Genomic DNA, 19,391 nt, shown 5'->3' on the forward strand with positions numbered 1-19,391 from the left:
CAGTTCATCCATTTCATGCGGGCATCACGGGGTTCGATTGCGCCGGGTCTCGATAATGTTCGGCAGCTGGGAGATGCGCCCCAGCAAACGTCCCAATGCATCCAGGCCCGGAATTTCGATGGTCAAGGACATCAACGCCGTGTTGTCCTCCTTGTTCGAGCGCGTATTGACTGCCAGTACGTTGATCCGCTCGTTGAGCAGCACCTGGGACACGTCACGCAGCAGGCCGGAACGGTCGTAGGCGCGAATGATGATGTCCACCGGATAGGTGAGCACCGGCACCGGCCCCCAGCTGACCTGGATGATCCGCTCCGGCTCGCGACCGGCCAGTTGCAGCACCGAGGCACAGTCCTGGCGGTGAATGCTCACGCCACGACCCTGGGTGATGTAACCGACGATCGCATCCCCCGGCAGCGGCTGGCAGCAACCCGCCATCTGGGTCATCAGGTTGCCCACGCCCTGGATCTGGATGTCGCCACGCTTGCCCGGCTTGTAGCCGGCGGCCTTGCGCGGGATCAGTTCCAGCTGTTCATTGCCGCGCTCGGGCTCCACCAGTTGCTGGGCCAGGTTGACCAGTTGCGCCAGGCGCAAATCGCCCGCACCCAGAGCCGCGAACATGTCCTCGGCAGTCTTCATGTTGGCCTTGTCGGCCAACTTGTCGAAGTCCACCTGAGGCAGGTCGAGACGATTCAGCTCGCGTTCCAGCAGGGTCTTGCCGGCGGCGACGTTCTGATCGCGAGCCTGCAGCTTGAACCAGTGGACGATCTTCGCCCGCGCCCGGGAAGTGGTGACGTAACCCAGGTTCGGGTTCAGCCAATCGCGACTCGGGGTGCCGTGCTTGCTGGTGATGATCTCCACCTGCTCGCCAGTCTGCAGGCTGTAGTTGAGCGGCACGATGCGCCCGTTGATCTTGGCGCCACGGCAGTTGTGGCCGATCTCGGTGTGCACCCGATAAGCGAAGTCCAGCGGCGTGGCGCCCTTGGGCAGGTCGATGGCGTGGCCGTCGGGGGTGAAGATGTACACCCGATCCGGCTCGATATCCACCCGCAGCTGTTCGGCCAGGCCACCGATGTCCCCCAGCTCCTCGTGCCATTCCAGCACCTGACGCAGCCAGGAGATCTTCTCTTCGTAATGGTTGGAGCCGGACTTGACGTCGGTACCCTTGTACTTCCAGTGGGCGCACACCCCCAGCTCCGCTTCCTCGTGCATCGCGTGGGTGCGGATCTGCACTTCCAGCACCTTGCCCTCAGGGCCGATCACCGCGGTGTGTAGCGAGCGATAGCCGTTTTCCTTGGGGTTGGCGATGTAGTCGTCGAATTCCTTGGGGATATGCCGCCACAAGGTATGCACGATGCCCAGTGCGGTGTAGCAGTCGCGCATTTCCGGCACCAGCACCCGCACGGCGCGCACATCGTAGATCTGGCTGAACTCCAGACCCTTGCGCTGCATTTTGCGCCAGATGGAGTAGATGTGTTTGGCCCGCCCGCTGATGTCGGCGTTGACCCCAGTGGCCTTCAGTTCGTTCTGCAGCTGGTTCATCACGTCGCTGATGAAGCGCTCGCGATCCAGGCGCCGCTCATGCAGGAGCTTGGCGATCTGCTTGTATTGCTCGGGCTCCAGGTACCGGAAGGACAGGTCCTCCAGCTCCCACTTGATATGGCCGATCCCCAGGCGATGAGCCAGGGGCGCGTAGATGTCGAAGACTTCCCGGGCCACTCGATTGCGCTTCTCTTCGTCGGCGCTTTTCACCGCACGAATGGCACAGGTCCGCTCCGCCAGCTTGATCAGCGCCACCCGCACGTCATCGACCATGGCCACCAGCATCTTGCGCAGGTTCTCAACCTGGGCCTGAGTGCCGAGTACCAGGGACTGGCGAGGACTGAGACTGGCGGTGATGGCAGCCATGCGCAGCACACCATCGATCAGCTTGGCCACCACCGGACCAAAACGCTGGCTGACCGCTGGCAACTGGATCTGGCCCTCGCGGACGCCGCGGTACAGTACCGCGGCGACCAGGGAATCCTGGTCCAGCTTGAGATCAGCAAGGATCTCGGCAATCTCCAGGCCCGTGCTGAAACTCGACACGTCCTCGGAGCTCAGGCCTTTGGCGGCAATGTGTTGTAGCTCGGCCTCACGAGCGAACTCGCAGGCCTCTTTCAAGGCTTCACGGTCCAGTACCATGTCGACGCTGACCGTATGATCAAGCCATGCCTCGAGATTGATACTGCCGTCGGTGTTGATCGGCTGGTGCGCTCTCACCTGAACCATCTTGCTTTACCTTCCCTACGACGCACATTCAATGCGTCAAATCGCTGATCTTCAACGCTCGGGCACAGCTCGCAGGGCCAGCGAACCACACCAGAAAGATCAGTCGGATTAGACAAGCCATCCTAGCTCGCTTCGAATAACGCCATGGCCTCGACATGCGCCGTCTGAGGAAACATATCGAGGATCCCGGCACGTTTTAACCTATAGCCCTGCTTTATCAGTTCGACCGTGTCACGAGCCAAAGTTGCCGGATTGCATGACACGTACACCAACCGCTTGGCACCCAGGCTCGCCAAGTGGCGGACCACCTCGAAAGCACCGTCGCGGGGTGGGTCCAAGAGTACCGCAGAAAAGCCTTCATCAGCCCACTCGGCAGCACTCAGAGGTTGGGATAAATCGGCTTGAAAAAAGCGCGTGTTATGCAAATTGTTGCTGGCAGCATTTTCAGCGGCCCGCGCCACCATGGTCGCCACGCCTTCCACTGCCACCACTTCCCGCACCTGCCGAGCCAGCGGCAAGGCGAAGTTGCCCAGGCCACAGAACAGATCCAGCACCCGCTCCTGAGCTTGCGGCGCGAGCCACTCCAGAGCCTGGGCCACCATCGCTTCATTGACCCCCGCATTGACCTGGACGAAGTCACCCGGCCGATACGCCAGGTGCAGATCCCAGGTCTCCAGGCGATAACCCAGTGACTGCGATGGATCAAAGGGGTGCGGCTCGCCTTCACCGTGCAGCCACAATTGCGCCTGATGGAAATCGCAGAAGTCCTTGAGGATCGCCAGGTCGCTCTCGGACAACGGCGCCATATGGCGCAACAGCACCGCTAGCGCCGAACCACTGAACAACTCCACATGCCCCAGTGCCTGAGGCTTGCTCAAGCGCCGCAGCATAGCGGGCAAACGGTTCATGACAGGTTGCAAAGCCTGTACCAGCACCGGGCAATCGTCGATGGCGACAATGTCCTGGCTACCGGCAGCACGGAAACCCACCTCAAGTTGCTTGCCCTTGGCGTCCCAGCGCACCGCCACCCGGGCGCGACGCCGATAGCCGAACTCGGGACCGCTCAAGGGAGCGGCCCAGGCCTCGGGCTCGACACCCGCGACCTTGGACAACTGCTCGGCGAGCATGCGCTGTTTCAGGGCAAGCTGTTCGGCATGGGGCAGGTGCTGGACACTGCAACCGCCGCAACGCCCGGCGTGGGCGCAGGCCGCCGGGCGACGCAGATCACTGGCGTTGAAGATGCGCTCGGCACGGGCCTCCACCACTTTGCCATGGCTGCCCAACACCCGAGCTTCGACTTCTTCACCGGCCAGGGCACCGCTGACGAACCAGGTACGCCCTTCGACAAAGGCAATGCCACGGCCGTCATTGGCCAGACGCTGGATAGTCAACCGCTGCTTCTTGCCCACCGGAATCTGTGGGGCCCGGCTACCGCCCGCAGGCTGGAAGCGCAGGCCTCTCTCGTGCTTAGCCATCAGTTGGGCGCATCGAAAATGCCGGTCGACAGGTAACGATCGCCACGGTCACAGATGATCGCGACCATGACCGCGTTTTCCACTTCCCGGGACAGGCGCAGCATCGCCGCCACCGCACCACCGGAAGACACGCCGCAGAAGATGCCCTCTTCCCGAGCCAGGCGCCGGGTCACGTCTTCAGCTTCGCTCTGGGCCATATCGACGATGCGATCGACCCGGCTGGCCTGATAGATCTTCGGCAGGTACTCCTCGGGCCAGCGGCGAATGCCGGGAATCGCCGAACCTTCCATCGGCTGCAGCCCCACGATCTGCACCTGGGGATTCTGTTCTTTGAGATAGCGCGAAGTGCCCATGATGGTGCCGGTGGTGCCCATCGAGCTGATGAAGTGGGTGATGCTGCCCTGGGTCTGGCGCCAGATTTCGGGACCGGTGCCAGTGTAGTGGGCCTCCGGGTTGTCGCCGTTGGCGAACTGATCGAGCACCTTGCCACGGCCTTCGGCCTGCATCCGCTCGGCCAGGTCACGGGCGCCTTCCATGCCCTCTTCCTGGCTCACCAGGATCAGCTCGGCACCATAGGCGGTCATTGCCGCCTTACGCTCGGCGCTGGAGTTGTCGGGCATGATCAGGATCATCTTGTAACCCTTGATCGCGGCAGCCATGGCCAGGGCGATCCCGGTGTTGCCCGACGTCGCTTCGATCAGGGTATCCCCGGCCTGGATCTGCCCACGCAACTCGGCGCGGGTGATCATCGACAGTGCCGGGCGGTCCTTGACCGAACCCGCCGGGTTATTGCCCTCGAGCTTGAGCAGCAGGGTATTGCTGGTGGCGCCAGGCAGGCGCTGCAAACGAACCAGCGGGGTGTTGCCGACGCAATCGGCGATGGTTGGGTACTGCAAGGTCATGGCGTATTCGCAATCCAGACTGCGGGGGCGCCTATCATACCGGCAAACGCCCAAGCGCCATATCACGCAAAGTGCGGGGCTTATGGCTTATTGATATAAGGCGGCACAGGGCCGTCTCAAGCCGCCAGCAAGCGCATGTGAACACGCAAGCCATGGGCCGTGTTCTGCGCCCACAAACGACCTCCCTGGCGCTCCACCGCATTGCGCGCAATGCTCAGGCCGAGGCCGAAACCTCCATCTCCCGGCCGTGAACCGTCCAGACGGATGAACGGATCGAACATCCGTTCCAACGCCTCTTCCGCTACCCCCGGCCCTTGATCGTCCAGCCACAGATGCCAATATTCAGCGTCACGTCGACCATCGAGGATGACCAGAGCCCCGGGTGGCGAATGCCGGATGGCATTGCGCAGGATGTTTTCCAGAGCCTGGGCCAGGGTATTGAGATGCCCGCGCACCCAGCAATCCGCCGGCAGATCACAGCGCAACTGCGCTGGGGACCAGCCGCTCTCGAAGCAGGCGTTCTCGCTGAGCATTTCCCACAAGGCCTGGACCTGAATCTGCTCCTCTGGCAGCGGTGCCCGCTCGGTGTCCAGCCAGGCCAGTTGCAGGCTGTCCTCCACCAGGCGCTGCATAGCGTCGACTTCCCGGGACAAGCGCTCACGCAATGCCCCCAGGCTCTGCTCGCTGTCGCAAGCCACCCGCAGACGACTCAAGGGAGTGCGTAACTCGTGGGACAGGTCCCGCAGCAACTGCTGCTGCACAGCCACGGTGCTTTGCAGCCGCTCGGACATCTGATCGAACGCTCGCCCCAACTCCCCCAACTCGTCCTTGCGCTGAGTGGTCTCGGTGCACAGCCGCACATTCAACTGCTCCGCACGCCAGGCATTGGCCTGCTCCCGCAACTGATTGAGCGGCACCACCAACAAGCGGTACAGGCCCACGCACAGCAGCAGCGTGAACAGTCCGGGGATCACGCCGTTGGTGATCACGCGCCAGAACACCCGGTATCGCCCGGGCATGAAACGCTGCGGCAGCTCGATGACCAGACTGCCGAGAGACGGATCATCGGGGAACGGAATTTTCAGCCAGGGCAACCCACGGCTGTGCCGGCTCACCGGCCAATCCGCCCCCCGCAGGAACGTCAGGCGCTGAGCCTCGGCCGCTGTCAGCGGGTAGCTACTCAGGGCTTGCAGATCACTGCCGATGACGCCGACCCAGGTGCTCTCACGACCGGCCATCTCCTGGATCCAGACATCCACGCCGGCATGCTGGCCGGTCTTCCAGGCCTGTTCCGCTTCCTGCGCGTAACTGCGCAAGGTAGCCCGGGCTTCATCGGCGAGGTACAGGTTCTTCTGCTCCACATAGCGCCCCCAGGACCAGCTCAACCAGATCATCAACAGACAGAACGCCACCAGCAGGCATGCCAGCTTCCAGAACAGCGAGTGCCGGCCCGGCAGATCAGACCAGTTCATCGAAGGCACTCAGCACATAGCCCTTGCCCCAAACCGTACGCACTTCACGTTCGCTGTAGCCCAGCGCCTTGAGCTTGCGACGTATCTGACTGACATGCATGTCCAGACTGCGATCGTGGGCCGCATACCCTCGTTGCAGGACATGCTGATAAAGGAAGGCCTTGCTCAGCACCTCATCGACGTTGCGGTGCAGGGTTTCCAGCAGGCGGTATTCGCTACGGGTAAGGCCGGCCGGGCGCTCGGCAAAGAACACGTCACACAGCTCGTCATCAAAACGCAGGCTCTGCACGCTGCTGCTGAGTTTCGGTGGTGTCGGCCGCCGGTCCAAGGCCACTCGCCGCAGGATGGCTTCGATGCGTACCCGCAGCTCGGCCATGCTGAAGGGCTTGGGCAAGTAGTCGTCGGCGCCCAGGCGGAATCCACTGATGCGATCGGCCTCTGCTCCCAGGGCCGACATCAGCAGCACCGGCGTGGAGTGACTCTGGCGAAAGTGGGTCAGCACCTCCAGGCCGTCCATGCCCGGTAACAGGATGTCCATCAACACCACATCGAAGGCTTGCCGACGCGCGATACCCAGACCTTCCTGGCCATTCTGGCACCAGGTCACGGCAAAGCCGCAGCGCCCCAGCTGCTCATGCACATAGGCACCGAGCACCGGGTCGTCTTCAATTGCCAGGATACGGGGAGGCTCAACAGCTACGGGAGTCATTAGCTTCTGCAAGTCATTCTCAGTTGGGCGATTATTCAAGATTGCCCGGATGGCGGCAACCAGCGCCTTGGTCGTAGCCCCCTATCCGCCCTCCGGCTGTCGGCTAACGGTCTGCAATTTGCCAAGATCAGCCCCTGGCAAATCGTTACACTGCGCAGGTGGCGCATCACGGACGTGCCCGTCGACCTTTCAAAACAGCGTGGAAGCAGGAGAGTTGCGTGCTCAAGAAACTGGGAATCAAAGGCCGCGTACTGTTGCTGACCTTACTGCCCACCAGCCTGATGGCTTTGGTACTGGGCGGCTACTTCACCTGGATGCAGCTCTCCGACCTGCAGACCCAACTGCTGCAGCGCGGCGAAATGATCGCCGAACAACTGGCCTCCCTGGTGGCGCCGGCGATGGGCAACCGCAACTCGCCAATGCTCGAACGCATCGCCACCCAAGCCCTGGAACAGCAGGACGTACGCGCGGTGTCATTCCTTGCCCCCGATCGCACGCTCATGGCCCACGCCGGCCCCAGCATGCTCAATCCACCGCCCAGCGATAACAGCACCCACATCATGCAACGCAGTGGTAATGACGCGACCCGCTACCAACTGCCGGTCTTCGGCCGCCACCGCAATCTGGCCGGTGATCTGATCCCCGATGAATCAGACCGTTTGCTGGGCTGGGTGGAACTGGAGCTGTCCCACAGCGGCATGCTGTTGCGCGGTTACCGCAGCCTGTTCGCCAGTCTGCTGTTGATTGCCGCCGGCCTGGCCGGTGCAGCCCTGCTGGCAGTGCGCATGGGGCGGACCATCAACAACCCGCTGACCCAGATCAAGCAGGCCGTGGCGCAACTCAAGGACGGCAACCTGGAAACCCGCTTGCCGCCCTTGGGGAGCCACGAACTGGATGAACTGGCCTCGGGCATCAATCGCATGGCCAGCACCCTGCAAAATGCCCAGGAAGAATTGCAACACAGCATCGATCAGGCCACCGAAGACGTGCGCCAGAACCTGGAAACCATCGAGATCCAGAACATCGAGCTGGATCTGGCACGCAAGGAGGCCCTGGAGGCCAGCCGCATCAAGTCGGAATTCCTGGCCAACATGAGCCATGAAATCCGTACACCCCTCAATGGCATTCTCGGCTTCACCCACCTGCTGCAGAAAAGCGAGCTGACGCCGCGCCAGCTGGACTACCTGGGCACCATCGAAAAGTCCGCCGACAGCCTGTTGGGGATCATCAACGAGATCCTCGACTTCTCGAAAATCGAAGGCGGCAAGCTGGTGCTCGACAGCATTCCCTTCAACCTGCGGGACTTGCTGCAGGACACCCTGACCATCCTCGCCCCGGCAGCCCACGCCAAGCAGCTGGAACTGGTGAGCCTGGTCTATCGGGATACGCCTTTGTCCCTGGTGGGCGATCCACTGCGGCTCAAGCAGATCCTCACCAATCTAGTGAGCAACGCCATCAAGTTCACCCGCGAAGGCACCATCGTCGCCCGGGCGATGCTGGAAGAAGAACACGAAGACAGCGTGCAACTGCGCATCAGCATTCAAGACACCGGCATCGGCCTGTCCAACCAGGATGTTCGCGCTCTGTTCCAGGCCTTCAGCCAGGCCGACAACTCGCTGTCGCGGCAACCCGGCGGCACCGGGCTGGGGCTGGTGATCTCCAAGCGCCTGATCGAACAGATGGGTGGCGAAATCGGAGTCGACAGCACCCCGGGCGAAGGCTCGGAATTCTGGATCAGCCTGAACCTGCCGAAAACCCGCGATGACGCCGAGGACCTGCCGGGTCCGCCATTGCTGGGGCGACGCGTAGCGGTGCTGGAGAATCACGAACTGGCCCGTCAGGCCCTGCAGCATCAACTGGAAGACTGCGGCCTGGAAGTGACCCCGTTCAACACCCTGGACGCCCTGACCAATGGCATTACTGGCGTACACCAAAGCGACCAGGCCATTGACCTGGCGGTGCTCGGCATCACCACCAACGACATGTCTCCCGAACGCCTGAGCCAGCACATCTGGGACCTGGAACACCTGGGCTGCAAAGTCCTGGTGCTGTGCCCGACCACCGAACAGACGCTGTTCCACCTGTCGGTCCCCAACCCCCACAGCCAGTTGCAGGCCAAGCCGGCCTGCACCCGCAAACTGCGTCGCGCCCTGTCTGACCTGGTCACCCCGCGCCGGGCCCGCAGCGAGCCGGAGGAAAGCCTCTCCAGCCGTGCGCCACGGGTCCTGTGTGTCGACGACAACCCGGCCAACCTGCTGCTGATCCAGACCTTGCTGGAGGACATGGGCGCCAAGGTGCTGGCGGTGGACAACGGTTACGCTGCCCTGAACGCGATCCAGAACGAACCTTTCGACCTGGTGATGATGGACGTGCAAATGCCGGGCATGGACGGCCGACAAAGTACCGAGGCGATCCGCCAATGGGAAAGCGAGCGCCATGGCACGCCACTGCCCATCGTGGCGCTGACCGCCCATGCCATGGCCAACGAAAAACGCGCCCTGCTGCAAAGCGGCATGGACGATTACCTGACCAAGCCCATCAGTGAACGGCAGCTGGCCCAGGTGGTACTGAAATGGACCGGGCTGGCCTTGCGCAATCAGGGCCCGGAGCGAGCCAATGAACGCTCGGAACTGAACCTGGAGCTGCAAGTGCTGGATCAGGACGAAGGCCTGCGCCTGGCGGCCGGCAAGGCTGATCTGGCGGCGGACATGCTGGCCATGTTGCTGGCCTCACTGGAGGCCGATCGCGAGGCGATCAACGCCGCTCGTGCAGCCAACGACCACAGCGCCCTGATCGAACGGGTCCACCGCCTGCACGGAGCCACCCGATATTGCGGAGTGCCGCAGTTGCGCGCCGCCTGCCAGCGCAGCGAAACCCTGCTCAAGCAGGAAGACGTCAAAGCCTTTGCCGCTCTGGATGAGCTGGACCACGCCATCAGCCGTCTCGCCGCCGAAGCGCGGATCAACGCCTGATCCAGGACAAGACCTGCCCGGCGCCCGGCCTGCATGCTGGGTGCACCGACCAAGGATGCAAGCATGCGTACGATTCTTTTCAGCAGCCAGACCTACGACCGTGAAAGTTTTCTCGGCGCCCGCCTGCCCACGGGTATCGAACTGCAATTCCAGGCCGCCCGCCTGAGCCTGGACACCGCGGCCCTGGCCAAGCGCCATGAAGTGGTCTGCGCCTTTATCAACGACGACCTGAGCGCTCCGGTGCTGGAGCAACTGGCCGCCGGCGGTACCCGGCTGATCGCCCTGCGTTCAGCCGGCTACAACCATGTCGACCTGCCCGCCGCCAAGCGCCTGGGCCTGGATGTGGTCCGGGTCCCGGCCTACTCGCCCCATGCCGTGGCGGAACATGCGGTAGCCCTGATCCTGGCGCTGAACCGACGCCTGCATCGAGCCTACAATCGCACCCGTGAAGGCGACTTCACCCTTCACGGCCTGACCGGCTTCGATCTGGTGGGCAAGACCGTGGGCATTGTCGGCACCGGGCAGATCGGCGCCACCTTCGCTCGTATCATGGCCGGCTTCGGCTGCCAATTGCTGGCTTACGACCCCTTCCCCAACCCTGCCGTCGAGGCCCTGGGGGCCCGCTACCTGAGCCTGCCGGAGCTACTGGCCCAGGCGCAGATCATCAGCCTGCACTGCCCACTCACCAACGACAGTCGCTACCTGATCAACCAGGACAGCCTGGCGCACATGCAGCCCGGGGCCATGCTGATCAATACCGGGCGTGGCGGCCTGGTGGATACACCAGCGCTGATCGACGCGCTCAAGAGCGGCCAACTGGGTTACCTGGGGCTGGACGTCTATGAAGAGGAAGCCCAGCTGTTCTTCGAGGACCGTTCCGACCTGCCCCTGCAGGATGACGTGCTGGCCCGACTGCTGACCTTCCCCAATGTGATAGTCACCGCGCACCAGGCCTTCCTGACCCATGAGGCCCTGGCGGCCATCGCCGACACCACGTTGCACAACATCGCCAGCTGGGCTGCGGGCCAGCCGCAAAATCAGGTCCGTGGCTGAAATCCCGGTCACGGCCTGATCGAAGGTCGCCTGCCCGCAACCTGCGGCGCAGGGGCCCGTGCTAGCATACGCGGCAGATTTGGAGGACCCATGGTCGAACACGATTTCCGCTACAACCTGATGAACCCGCAACACACCCTGATCGAATGCCGCGCCCTGGTACCGGGTCGTTATCAAGTCACCGGCAACGGTGGTTCGATCCGTACCGACGACGTGCTGCTGGTCACACTCAAGGGCAGCAAGGACCTGTCCATGCGCCTGACAGTCGACACCGTCCGCCACCTGATCAATCCGGTCGGCCAATGGGTCGCCGTGGCCCGTGGCCCGGTATTCGGCGAACTGGCGATTCATCAATGGCAAGTCAACTGCGACAGCTGCACAGCAGAGCTGAACTTCGAGTTCGCAGTGGACGCCAAGCTCGGCACCAAGGCCCAGAAACCTGCCGCCAGCGCACGAATTGCCGAGCTGGGCTGGGCCAGTGAGGGTGAACGCCACCTCTGCCCGAAATGCCAGCAGGCCGGCCAATGAGACGCCTGGCGCTGACTGCGGCACTGGGGGCCGGCCTGATGGGCTGCGCCGCCGAGCCGCTGAAGCTGCAGCAGGATCGCAGTTACGTCCTGGAATGGATCGGCGAACGGCCACTGATCGATTACAGCCACCTGACCATTACCTTGGGTGAAGACGGTCGCGCCTATGGCAATGGCGGCTGCAACCACTGGTTCGCGCCTTACACTCTGGACGGCGAAAAGCTCCGTTTCGGCAAGGTAGGCAGCACCCGCAAACTCTGTGCTCCAGTCTTGATGGAGCAGGAACGGCGCTTCCTCCAGGCCCTGGAAAGCGTGGAGCGCTGGGATGTTTCGCCGATCGAGCAAGTGCGCTTCTGGCCTGCCGAAGGCAAGCCGCTGCGCTGGTGGCTGGAAGAAGGCTGATCCGAACCGGGGGCAGGTTGACCCCAACGCCTGCGGCCGCCGACGCTATCAGCGGCTGCAGGCAGTCACCCATCAATGACCGCGCAGGGCCTGCAATTTTGCCAGTACACCCGCGGCGGTCTGCTCGCCCAGCAGTTGCTCACGCACCTTGCCCTTGTCGTCAATGATGTAGGTCACCGGCAGCGCCTCGCTGCGTGGCAAATCGAAGAGTTGCTCGGGATTCTGCGCCAGCACCGTGAACTTGATCCCCAGCTTCTCACTGGCGCTCTTGAGCTCCTCGCCCTGCACATTGTCAAAATTGACCCCCAGCACGGTGGCCGACTGCCCTTTGAGCTGCTCGTTCAGGGCATTCAATTCCGGCACTTCTGTGCGGCAAGGCCCGCACCACTCCGCCCAGTAGTTGAGCACCAGCCATTGCTTGTCGAGGCGCTCGGCGGCGACTTTCTGGCCGTATTGGTCGACCCCGTAGTCATTCCCGCAGCCGCCCAGCAATAGGGTGGTGAATATCGCCAATGCTGCTGCCAATTGCCTTGCCATGCCGTGCTTCCTGTGTTGAAGGGTGCCTTGAAAAATGATCGATGACCGATAATCGCTGCGACCTATCGACTCCCAAGGTTCAGGAGAGTCCGTCGCGCGGTTAGAATAGCCGCCACCTTACGCAAGATGCGACCCGCACATGACCGATCTGACGCTTTATCACAACCCGCGCTGCTCGAAATCCCGCGGTGCGCTGGAACTCCTGGAACAACGCGGCCTGGCGCCGACCGTGGTCCGCTACCTGGAAACCCCACTGGACGCCACCCAGTTGCACCGCCTGCTGGGCAAGCTCGGCCTCAGTGCGCGCCAACTGTTGCGCACCGGCGAGGATGAGTACAAAGAGCTCAACCTGGCGGACACCCACCTCAGCGAAGAACAACTGATCGCTGCTATCGCCCAACACCCGAAACTCATGGAGCGGCCGATTCTCGAAACCGCCGACAAGGCCATCATCGGGCGCCCACCGGAAAATGTGCTGGAGATCCTGCCGTGAGCGCGCCGTACATCCTGATCCTCTACTACAGCCGCAACGGTTCGACCAACGAGATGGCCCGGCAGATCGCCCGAGGCGTCGAACAGGCCGGCCTGGAAGCGCGCCTGCGCACCGTGCCGGGAGTTTCCACCGAGTGCGAAGCCGTGGCACCGAGCATTCCCGAAAGCGGCGCGCTGTACGCCAGCCTCGACGACCTGAAGCACTGCTCGGGCCTGGCCCTGGGCAGCCCGACTCGCTTCGGCAACATGGCAGCCCCGCTGAAGTACTTTCTCGACGGCACCAGCAACCTCTGGCTGACCGGCGCCCTGGTGGGCAAGCCCGCCGGCGTTTTCACCTCCACCGCCAGCCTGCATGGCGGCCAGGAAGCCACCCTGCTGTCGATGATGCTGCCGCTGTTGCATCACGGCATGCTGATCACCGGCCTGCCCTACAGTGAGTCGGCGTTGCTGGAAACCCGTGGCGGTGGTACGCCTTATGGCGCAAGCCATCATGCCGGGGCGGACGGCAAGAGCCCGCTGGACGAACATGAAATCGCCCTGTGCCGGGCCTTGGGCCTGCGCCTGGCGAAAACCGCTCAGCAATTGGAGAACGGCCGTGGCTAAAAAGCCGAAGATCCTGCCCGCGGTGGAATGGCTGGAACCTCGGGTCCGGATAGCCCGAATCCTCAGCCTGATCTGTTTTTTCGGCCTGATAGGCCTGCTCTGCGTTTACTACCTGCTGCTAGCCGACCTCCACGGCGCCCGGCCCTGGGTGATCCTGCTGATCGAACTGGTGCCCCTGCTGTTGATGGCACCGGGCATGCTCAGCGGCAGTGCTCGCGGACACGCGTGGATGTGCTTTGTGGTCAACCTGTACTTCATCAAGGGGGCTCTGGCGGCCTACGACCCGAATCGCCAACTGTTCGGCCTGCTGGAAATGTTCGCCAGCCTGGCGGTATTCACCTCGGCACTGCTCTACGTACGCTGGCGCTTCCAGCTCAATCGCCGGCTCGCCGGCGAAGGTGCCAACCCGGCCTGACGCCCCGCAACCCTCTGGTTCCCCCGGGCATGACATCGCCCGGGAACCTTGCATCGCCGTTTCGGCGCCCCCACCTTGGTCAGCAGACTTCTTGACCCATACTCCCGAACCAACCCGGAGCAGGCATGCACGATTACAAATGGTTGAACGAATACTGTCTTAATCGCTTCGGTTCCGCCGCAGCCCTGGAAGCCCAGTTGCCGACGCCAGCGAACAACGACTACCTGCGTTCATTGAGCGCTGATCGCTACTTGTCGACCCTGGCGTTGCGGGTTTTTCGCGCCGGGTTGAAACACAGCCTGGTGGACGCCAAATGGCCGGCGTTCGAACAAGTGTTCTTTGGCTTCGATCCAGACAAAGTGGTGCTCATGGGCGCCGAGCATCTGGAGCGACTGATGCAGGACACACGGATCATTCGCCATCTGGGCAAGCTCAAGAGTGTGCCGCGCAATGCCCAGATGATCCTTGATGTCGAAAAGCAGCACGGCAGTTTCGGCGCCTTCATTGCCGACTGGCCGGTCCAGGACATCACTGGGCTCTGGCAATACCTGGCCAAGCACGGCAACCAGATGGGGGGGCTTTCCGCCCCACGTTTCCTGCGCATGGTGGGCAAGGACACGTTCATCCCCACGTGGGACGTCGTGGCGGCACTCAATGCCCAGAACATCATCGACAAGGTGCCCAGCAGCAAGCGTGACCAGGCCCTGGTTCAGGAAGTATTCAACCAGTGGCAGCAAGAAAGTGGTCGACCACTGTGCCAGCTGTCGGCGATGTTGGCCTACACCGTCAATCACTGATCCCCCGTCACCAACATGGCTCTCTGCCCGGCACAACGGGCAGGGAAACATCCGTTCTCAAACTCCTCCTCCAGCTCAAGCTGACAATAAGCTGAACTAAACGTGGTTTTTTTCTTCCGCTGTTTATTATCGGATAAAGTTCACTTCGCACTTGCCGCAACGATAAGAGCGATAGATAGACAGTTAACTGCAGCCACATTCTGCGGGCCAATAGATTAATAAGGCCTGACAACAAAGCACTGATCAGGCCAACAACCTGAACCCAGGCTGTCAGGTTTAAAAGAACTGTCGCCATTCATTCGTTTTTTTCACATTGCTTTCACTCTCCGCCCACTTGGCCCGACCTAAATTGGCCCCAGTTGCGGCGAGGGCAGCGGTGAGCGTATGCCGTTCTTTTCAGAACTCTTGGCAAAAACCTAATCAGGTAAACGACGTGGTCAATACTGCTGAATCCGGTACTGGCGGCAAGACAATCCGCAGCGTGCGCATCCTGGCTGGCGTCTGTGGGGCAGCCCTGGCGATCCTCGTCTGCGGCTTTGTCCTGTGGCCAGCCACACCACTGGACCTGGGTGTCGACAACCAGATGCAGCAAGCCGGCTTCTATCGCCACTGGCAAGACGGCGAGGTGATTGCCCTGGTGCGACATGCCGAGCGCTGCGACCGCTCCGCCAATCCCTGCCTGGGGCCTGCCGATGGCATCACCCTGCCTGGAAGCCGCATAGCAAGCGACGTGGGCCAGGCATTCCGCACTCTGGGCATGGCCTCCACCGACGTCATCAGCAGCCCGGCAACCCGTACCCGGCAAACCTCGGAATTCATGTTCAAGCGGCCGGTGCAGACCCAGGACTGGCTGAGCAACTGCGGCAAACACTTCGAAGACCAGATCAAGACGCACAAGTTGTTCAAGCGCAACCTGATCCTGGTTACCCACAGCGATTGCATCAGTGACCTGGAAAGCCAGCTGGGCTTTGAACATGCACTGGCCAGTCATTACGCCAGTTCGCTATTTGTCACCCTGAACGTAAACGGAACCATGGAAGTACTGGGCATTATCAATGCTGAAAGCTGGCGACAAACTCTTAAGGGCCCTTTCGAGTAACTTTCAACTATTTTTAACAACTTCCCAACAGACTTCACTCGAAAAGCAGACACACTCACTCGCCAACTAATTGAGCTTATAAACCCTTGAACCAAGAGAGCGCCCCTCTCACTTACAACAAGGTCTATCAAACAGGCGAAGCCAAGTATATTTTTTAAACCTTGAGAACCCCGGGCACTCGACAACATTTTACAGTTCATCACTCATACCTGATGAATGTAGCGAAGCACCGTTTTCAACACATGACTCAGAGGACACAAATGCAGCGCACTTTACCGCCGCAGGCTAATGGAACAAGCATCACGCCTTCCGGCTATACCGTGGGCGGGAGTACAACCAGCGGCATCCAACGCTGGGCACTAGCCTCCTTGCTGCTGGCCTTCGCCCTGTTCTACCTGCTGCCGCTGACCAGCCACGGCCTGTGGATTCCGGATGAAACCCGCTATGCACAGATCAGCCAGGAGATGCTGCTTCGCGGGGATTGGGTGTCCCCACACTTCATGGGCATCCGTTACTTCGAAAAACCCATTGCCGGCTACTGGATGATCGCCATCGGCCAGGCACTGTTCGGTGACAACCTGTTCGGCGTGCGTGTTGCCTCGGCCCTGAGCACCGGCCTGAGCGTACTGCTGGCTTACCTGATCACTCGCCGGATCTGGAACGACCCGCGCAAGAGTTTTGCCGCCGCCCTGCTTTACATGAGCTTCGGTCTGATCGCCGGGCAAGCCGGGTACTCCAATCTCGATCCCCAATTCACCTTATGGGTCAACCTCAGTCTGGTGGCGCTCTGGTTCGCCCTGGACAGCCAGACACCAGGCGGCCGCTTGCTGGCCTGGGGCACCTTGGGCGCCGCCTGCGGTATGGGTTTCATGACCAAGGGCTTCCTGGCCTGGCTGCTGCCGGTACTGATCGCCCTGCCCTACATGCTCTGGCAACGACGTTTCGGCGAGTTGCTGCGCTTTGGCCTGGTGGCCGTGCTGGTGGCGATTGCCATCAGCCTGCCCTGGGTCTTGAGCATTCATGCCCATGAACCCGATTTCTGGCGGTTTTTCTTCTGGCATGAACATATCCGCCGCTTTGCCGCCGACAATGCGCAACACACTCGCCCCTGGTGGTTCTACCTGCCGCTGCTGGTGGTTTCGAGCCTGCCCTGGGCGGCCTTGCTGCCAGGGACCCTGATTCAGGCCTGGAAGGACAAGCACCAGGCGGCCACCGGTTACCTGCTGTTGTGGTTGCTGCTGCCGCTGGCGTTCTTCAGCCTGAGCCGCGGCAAGCTGCCGACCTACATCATGCCCTGCCTGCTGCCCTTGGCCGTGCTCATGGGCCATGCACTGATCCAGTGGATCAGCGCAGGCAAGACCCGAACTGTTCGCCTCAACAGTCTGCTCAACCTACTGATCGGCGTCGCTGCATTAGTGGCACTGGTGGTGATCCAGATCACCCGCCCGGTGTACGACCACGACGAAATGCTCAGCCTGTCCCTGGTGTTCATCATGCTCATGGGCTGGATCATCGCCAACCTGCTGCCGGCCTCCAGGCCGCTCAACTACTGGGCAGCACCGGCCCTGGGCATCTGGCTGCTGGTAGCGCTGCTGCCTGCGGGAATGCCCGGCTTGATCGTGCACAACAAGATGCCGGACCAGTTCATCAAGGAACACCTTGCGCAACTCCAGCAGACCGGCAGCCTGCTGAGCAACGACCTGGGGGCGGCCTCAGCACTGGCCTGGCGCCTGCAACGCCCGGACGTGGCGCTGTACAACACCGAGGGCGAACTGAAATACGGCCTGGCCTACCCTGAATCGACCCAGCGCAAGGTCAGCATGGCCGACGTTGGCCAATGGATCAGCGACGCGCGCAAACAGGGATCGGTGGGTGTGGTGATGCGGGTCAAGGACGTACTGGAGAACGAAGAAGTCGCCCTGCTGCCGCCGGGCGGCAAGCGCTACGAGCAAGGCAACATGCTGATCCTGATCCTGCCGGCCACTCAACCCTGACCAAGCTGCCCAAACGCCTGCCTGAGAGCGTCAGCATCGACCACCATCGGCGCTGGCATTCCTGGTCCTTTCCTTCCACCACCCGGCCTGCGCAAACCCACCCATGAAAATCTGCAATAGCGAACGCAAGGATCTGATCCTGCTTCTGGGCGTCAGCGCCCTGATCCTGCTCTTCGGCCTGGGCTCCCGTGAGCTGTGGGGGGCGGAAACCCGCTGGGCCAACATTGCCTTGCAGATGCTGCAGAGTGGCGACTACTTCGACCCCTACCTCAAGGGCGCTCCCTATTACGACAAACCCCTGCCGTCCTACTGGTTGATCACCGCCAGCGCCTGGCTGACCGGGGGCCTGGGACACTGGTCGCTGCGGCTGTCCTCGGTGCTCGCCGGGTGGCTGAGCATCTGGCTGGTATACCTGCTTGGCGAGCAGCTGTTTCACAAGGGCACCGGGCTGATCGCCGGCTGGATGCTGGCCACCACCTTCTACTTTGCATTCTGGGCCCGGGTGGCCACCGCGGACATTCTCACCGTGTGCGGGGTCTTGGCAGCAGTGTGGTGGTACTGGCGAGGGCCAGAAGACACTCGCTTGAGTCGCTATTGCCTGTTCTTCCTGCTGTTGGCGGCGACTTCGCTGCTCAAGGGACTGATCGGTTTCGTCCTGCCGGGGCTGATCCTGCTGCCACACCTGCTGAGCCAGGGACGCTGGAAGCGTCACCTCAATCCGCGCCTGTGCCTGGCGTTGCTGATGGCTGCCCTGCTGTACATGGTGCCGTTCGTGCTCTCACACCTGTATGGCGCCCCGACCTACGCTGAAAGCGGGCTGAGCCTGGTATTCCGGGAGAATGTGCAACGCTTCTTCGATCCTTTCGACCATATCGGACCGATCTATACCTACCTGATCTACCTGCCGGCCTACACCTTGCCCTGGGCGCCCTGCTGGGTACTCGGCCTCTGGGTAGCGGCGCGTCACTGGCGCCAGCTACAACCCAATGAGCGCTGGCTGGTCTGGGCCCTGGGTTTGTTGTTCCTGTTCTTCACTGCCAGTGGCAGTCGGCGCAGCTATTACGTCCTGCCTCTGGTGCCGTTCGCCCAGCTGTTAGGGGCCTGGTGGCTGAACCGCCACCTGCTCCAACGACGCGCCAGCGGCAAGCCCAGCGAACGCGGCTGGGCCATAGGCTTTGCCAGCGCAGCGGTGGTTCTGCTGCTGGTGCTGGGGGTGGCCTACCCCTGGAGCAACGGCGGAGGCGGTGTCATCCAGTTCGGCACGCAGGTCAGGGCCGAAGCAAGCCGGATTGCCCCCTGGCATCAATGGCGGATGGTGATGGTCGAGGTGGATAACAAAGTGCCGCTGTACCTGCAGAATCAGGGAGCGCCCTTCTACTACGTCGCCGAAACCCAGGACTTCCCGCGCTCTGGCACCAGCGCAGACTTCATGGCCTGGCTGGACAGGACCAGCGGCCAGCATTGGGACCCCCAGCGCACGCTGATCCTGGTGCAACAGCGTGAGAATGAACCGTTGATGCTCGGCTACCTGGGCAAGGATCATCAACTGGTGCGCACACTGCCGACCAACGGTGAACGGCTGGCGAAAAGAAAAGCCGAGGGCAGTGTTGCTTTCATTCCTCAGGCTCTCGGGGACTGAAGCCCCCTCGCCACGCCGGATAGCAACCGGCATGA

Annotated in this window: 17 protein-coding genes; 11 read left to right on the forward strand and 6 right to left on the reverse strand. The window is 62.0% G+C overall.

The genetic code is table 11. From position 1 onward, the window contains the following. Positions 1 to 24: 24 nt before the first annotated feature. From relA to PQT43_RS06970, 5 genes are all read right to left on the reverse strand, one after another. Positions 25 to 2,268, reverse strand: a complete 2,244-nt coding sequence (gene relA / locus PQT43_RS06950; protein WP_102880557.1) for a GTP diphosphokinase — start codon at positions 2,266 to 2,268, stop codon at positions 25 to 27. 122 nt (positions 2,269 to 2,390) lie between these two features. After that, a complete protein-coding gene (rlmD, locus tag PQT43_RS06955) occupies positions 2,391 to 3,743 on the reverse strand; it encodes a 23S rRNA (uracil(1939)-C(5))-methyltransferase RlmD (RefSeq protein ID WP_272753626.1) in 1,353 nt (450 codons plus the stop codon). Then, positions 3,743 to 4,645 carry a cysteine synthase CysM gene (cysM, locus tag PQT43_RS06960; protein WP_102880559.1) on the reverse strand — a complete coding sequence of 301 codons (903 nt, stop codon included), beginning with the start codon at positions 4,643 to 4,645 and terminating at the stop codon, positions 3,743 to 3,745. The genes rlmD and cysM overlap by 1 nt, the downstream gene beginning before the upstream one ends. Positions 4,646 to 4,761: 116 nt before the next feature. Next, entirely contained in the window at positions 4,762 to 6,117 is a 1,356-nt protein-coding gene (locus PQT43_RS06965; protein ID WP_272753627.1) for a sensor histidine kinase, read from the reverse strand. Further along, positions 6,104 to 6,826, reverse strand: coding sequence for a response regulator transcription factor (locus tag PQT43_RS06970; protein ID WP_102880561.1), 723 nt, complete (start codon positions 6,824 to 6,826; stop codon positions 6,104 to 6,106). The genes PQT43_RS06965 and PQT43_RS06970 overlap by 14 nt, the downstream gene beginning before the upstream one ends. 218 nt (positions 6,827 to 7,044) lie before the next feature. On the opposite strand from PQT43_RS06970, the gene PQT43_RS06975 reads away from it, so the two are divergent. The 4 genes from PQT43_RS06975 to PQT43_RS06990 all read left to right on the forward strand — a co-directional run bounded on the left by PQT43_RS06975 (position 7,045) and on the right by PQT43_RS06990 (position 11,780). Beyond that, entirely contained in the window at positions 7,045 to 9,798 is a 2,754-nt protein-coding gene (locus PQT43_RS06975; RefSeq protein ID WP_272753628.1) for a response regulator, read from the forward strand. 63 nt (positions 9,799 to 9,861) lie between these two features. Then, positions 9,862 to 10,851, forward strand: a complete 990-nt coding sequence (locus tag PQT43_RS06980) for a 2-hydroxyacid dehydrogenase (RefSeq protein WP_272753629.1) — start codon at positions 9,862 to 9,864, stop codon at positions 10,849 to 10,851. Positions 10,852 to 10,941: 90 nt separating this feature from the next. After that, positions 10,942 to 11,379, forward strand: coding sequence for a hypothetical protein (locus tag PQT43_RS06985; RefSeq protein ID WP_102860734.1), 438 nt, complete (start codon positions 10,942 to 10,944; stop codon positions 11,377 to 11,379). After that, positions 11,376 to 11,780 carry an META domain-containing protein gene (locus tag PQT43_RS06990; RefSeq protein WP_272753630.1) on the forward strand — a complete coding sequence of 135 codons (405 nt, stop codon included), beginning with the start codon at positions 11,376 to 11,378 and terminating at the stop codon, positions 11,778 to 11,780. Before PQT43_RS06985 ends, PQT43_RS06990 begins: the two co-directional genes overlap by 4 nt. 72 nt (positions 11,781 to 11,852) lie before the next feature. Here the strand turns inward: PQT43_RS06990 and PQT43_RS06995 are convergent, their stop codons facing one another. Then, on the reverse strand, positions 11,853 to 12,317 hold the full coding sequence (locus PQT43_RS06995) for a TlpA disulfide reductase family protein (protein ID WP_102880564.1): 465 nt from the start codon (positions 12,315 to 12,317) through the stop codon (positions 11,853 to 11,855). A 139-nt stretch (positions 12,318 to 12,456) separates the two neighbouring features. On the opposite strand from PQT43_RS06995, the gene arsC reads away from it, so the two are divergent. The 7 genes from arsC to PQT43_RS07030 all read left to right on the forward strand — a co-directional run bounded on the left by arsC (position 12,457) and on the right by PQT43_RS07030 (position 19,356). After that, complete coding sequence (gene arsC / locus PQT43_RS07000; protein ID WP_102880565.1) at positions 12,457 to 12,810, forward strand: arsenate reductase (glutaredoxin); 354 nt, start codon at positions 12,457 to 12,459, stop codon at positions 12,808 to 12,810. After that, complete coding sequence (gene wrbA, locus PQT43_RS07005; protein WP_102860730.1) at positions 12,807 to 13,412, forward strand: NAD(P)H:quinone oxidoreductase; 606 nt, start codon at positions 12,807 to 12,809, stop codon at positions 13,410 to 13,412. The genes arsC and wrbA overlap by 4 nt, the downstream gene beginning before the upstream one ends. Then, positions 13,405 to 13,827, forward strand: coding sequence for a DUF2069 domain-containing protein (locus PQT43_RS07010; protein ID WP_110594719.1), 423 nt, complete (start codon positions 13,405 to 13,407; stop codon positions 13,825 to 13,827). Before wrbA ends, PQT43_RS07010 begins: the two co-directional genes overlap by 8 nt. Before the next feature lie 125 nt (positions 13,828 to 13,952). Continuing rightward, on the forward strand, positions 13,953 to 14,624 hold the full coding sequence (locus PQT43_RS07015) for a DNA-3-methyladenine glycosylase I (protein WP_102880567.1): 672 nt from the start codon (positions 13,953 to 13,955) through the stop codon (positions 14,622 to 14,624). Between the two features lie 433 nt (positions 14,625 to 15,057). Next, the gene (locus tag PQT43_RS07020) at positions 15,058 to 15,723 is read left to right on the forward strand and encodes a histidine phosphatase family protein (RefSeq protein WP_272753631.1); all 666 of its coding nucleotides are present in this window, start codon (positions 15,058 to 15,060) and stop codon (positions 15,721 to 15,723) included. A gap of 242 nt (positions 15,724 to 15,965) precedes the next feature. Continuing rightward, on the forward strand, positions 15,966 to 17,717 hold the full coding sequence (gene arnT / locus PQT43_RS07025; RefSeq protein ID WP_272753632.1) for a lipid IV(A) 4-amino-4-deoxy-L-arabinosyltransferase: 1,752 nt from the start codon (positions 15,966 to 15,968) through the stop codon (positions 17,715 to 17,717). Between the two features lie 103 nt (positions 17,718 to 17,820). Then, entirely contained in the window at positions 17,821 to 19,356 is a 1,536-nt protein-coding gene (locus PQT43_RS07030; RefSeq protein ID WP_272753633.1) for an ArnT family glycosyltransferase, read from the forward strand. Positions 19,357 to 19,391 lie beyond the last annotated feature (35 nt).

The organism is Pseudomonas sp. BLCC-B112 (assembly GCF_028550695.1).
Classification (GTDB): Bacteria; Pseudomonadota; Gammaproteobacteria; order Pseudomonadales; family Pseudomonadaceae; genus Aquipseudomonas; species Aquipseudomonas danubii.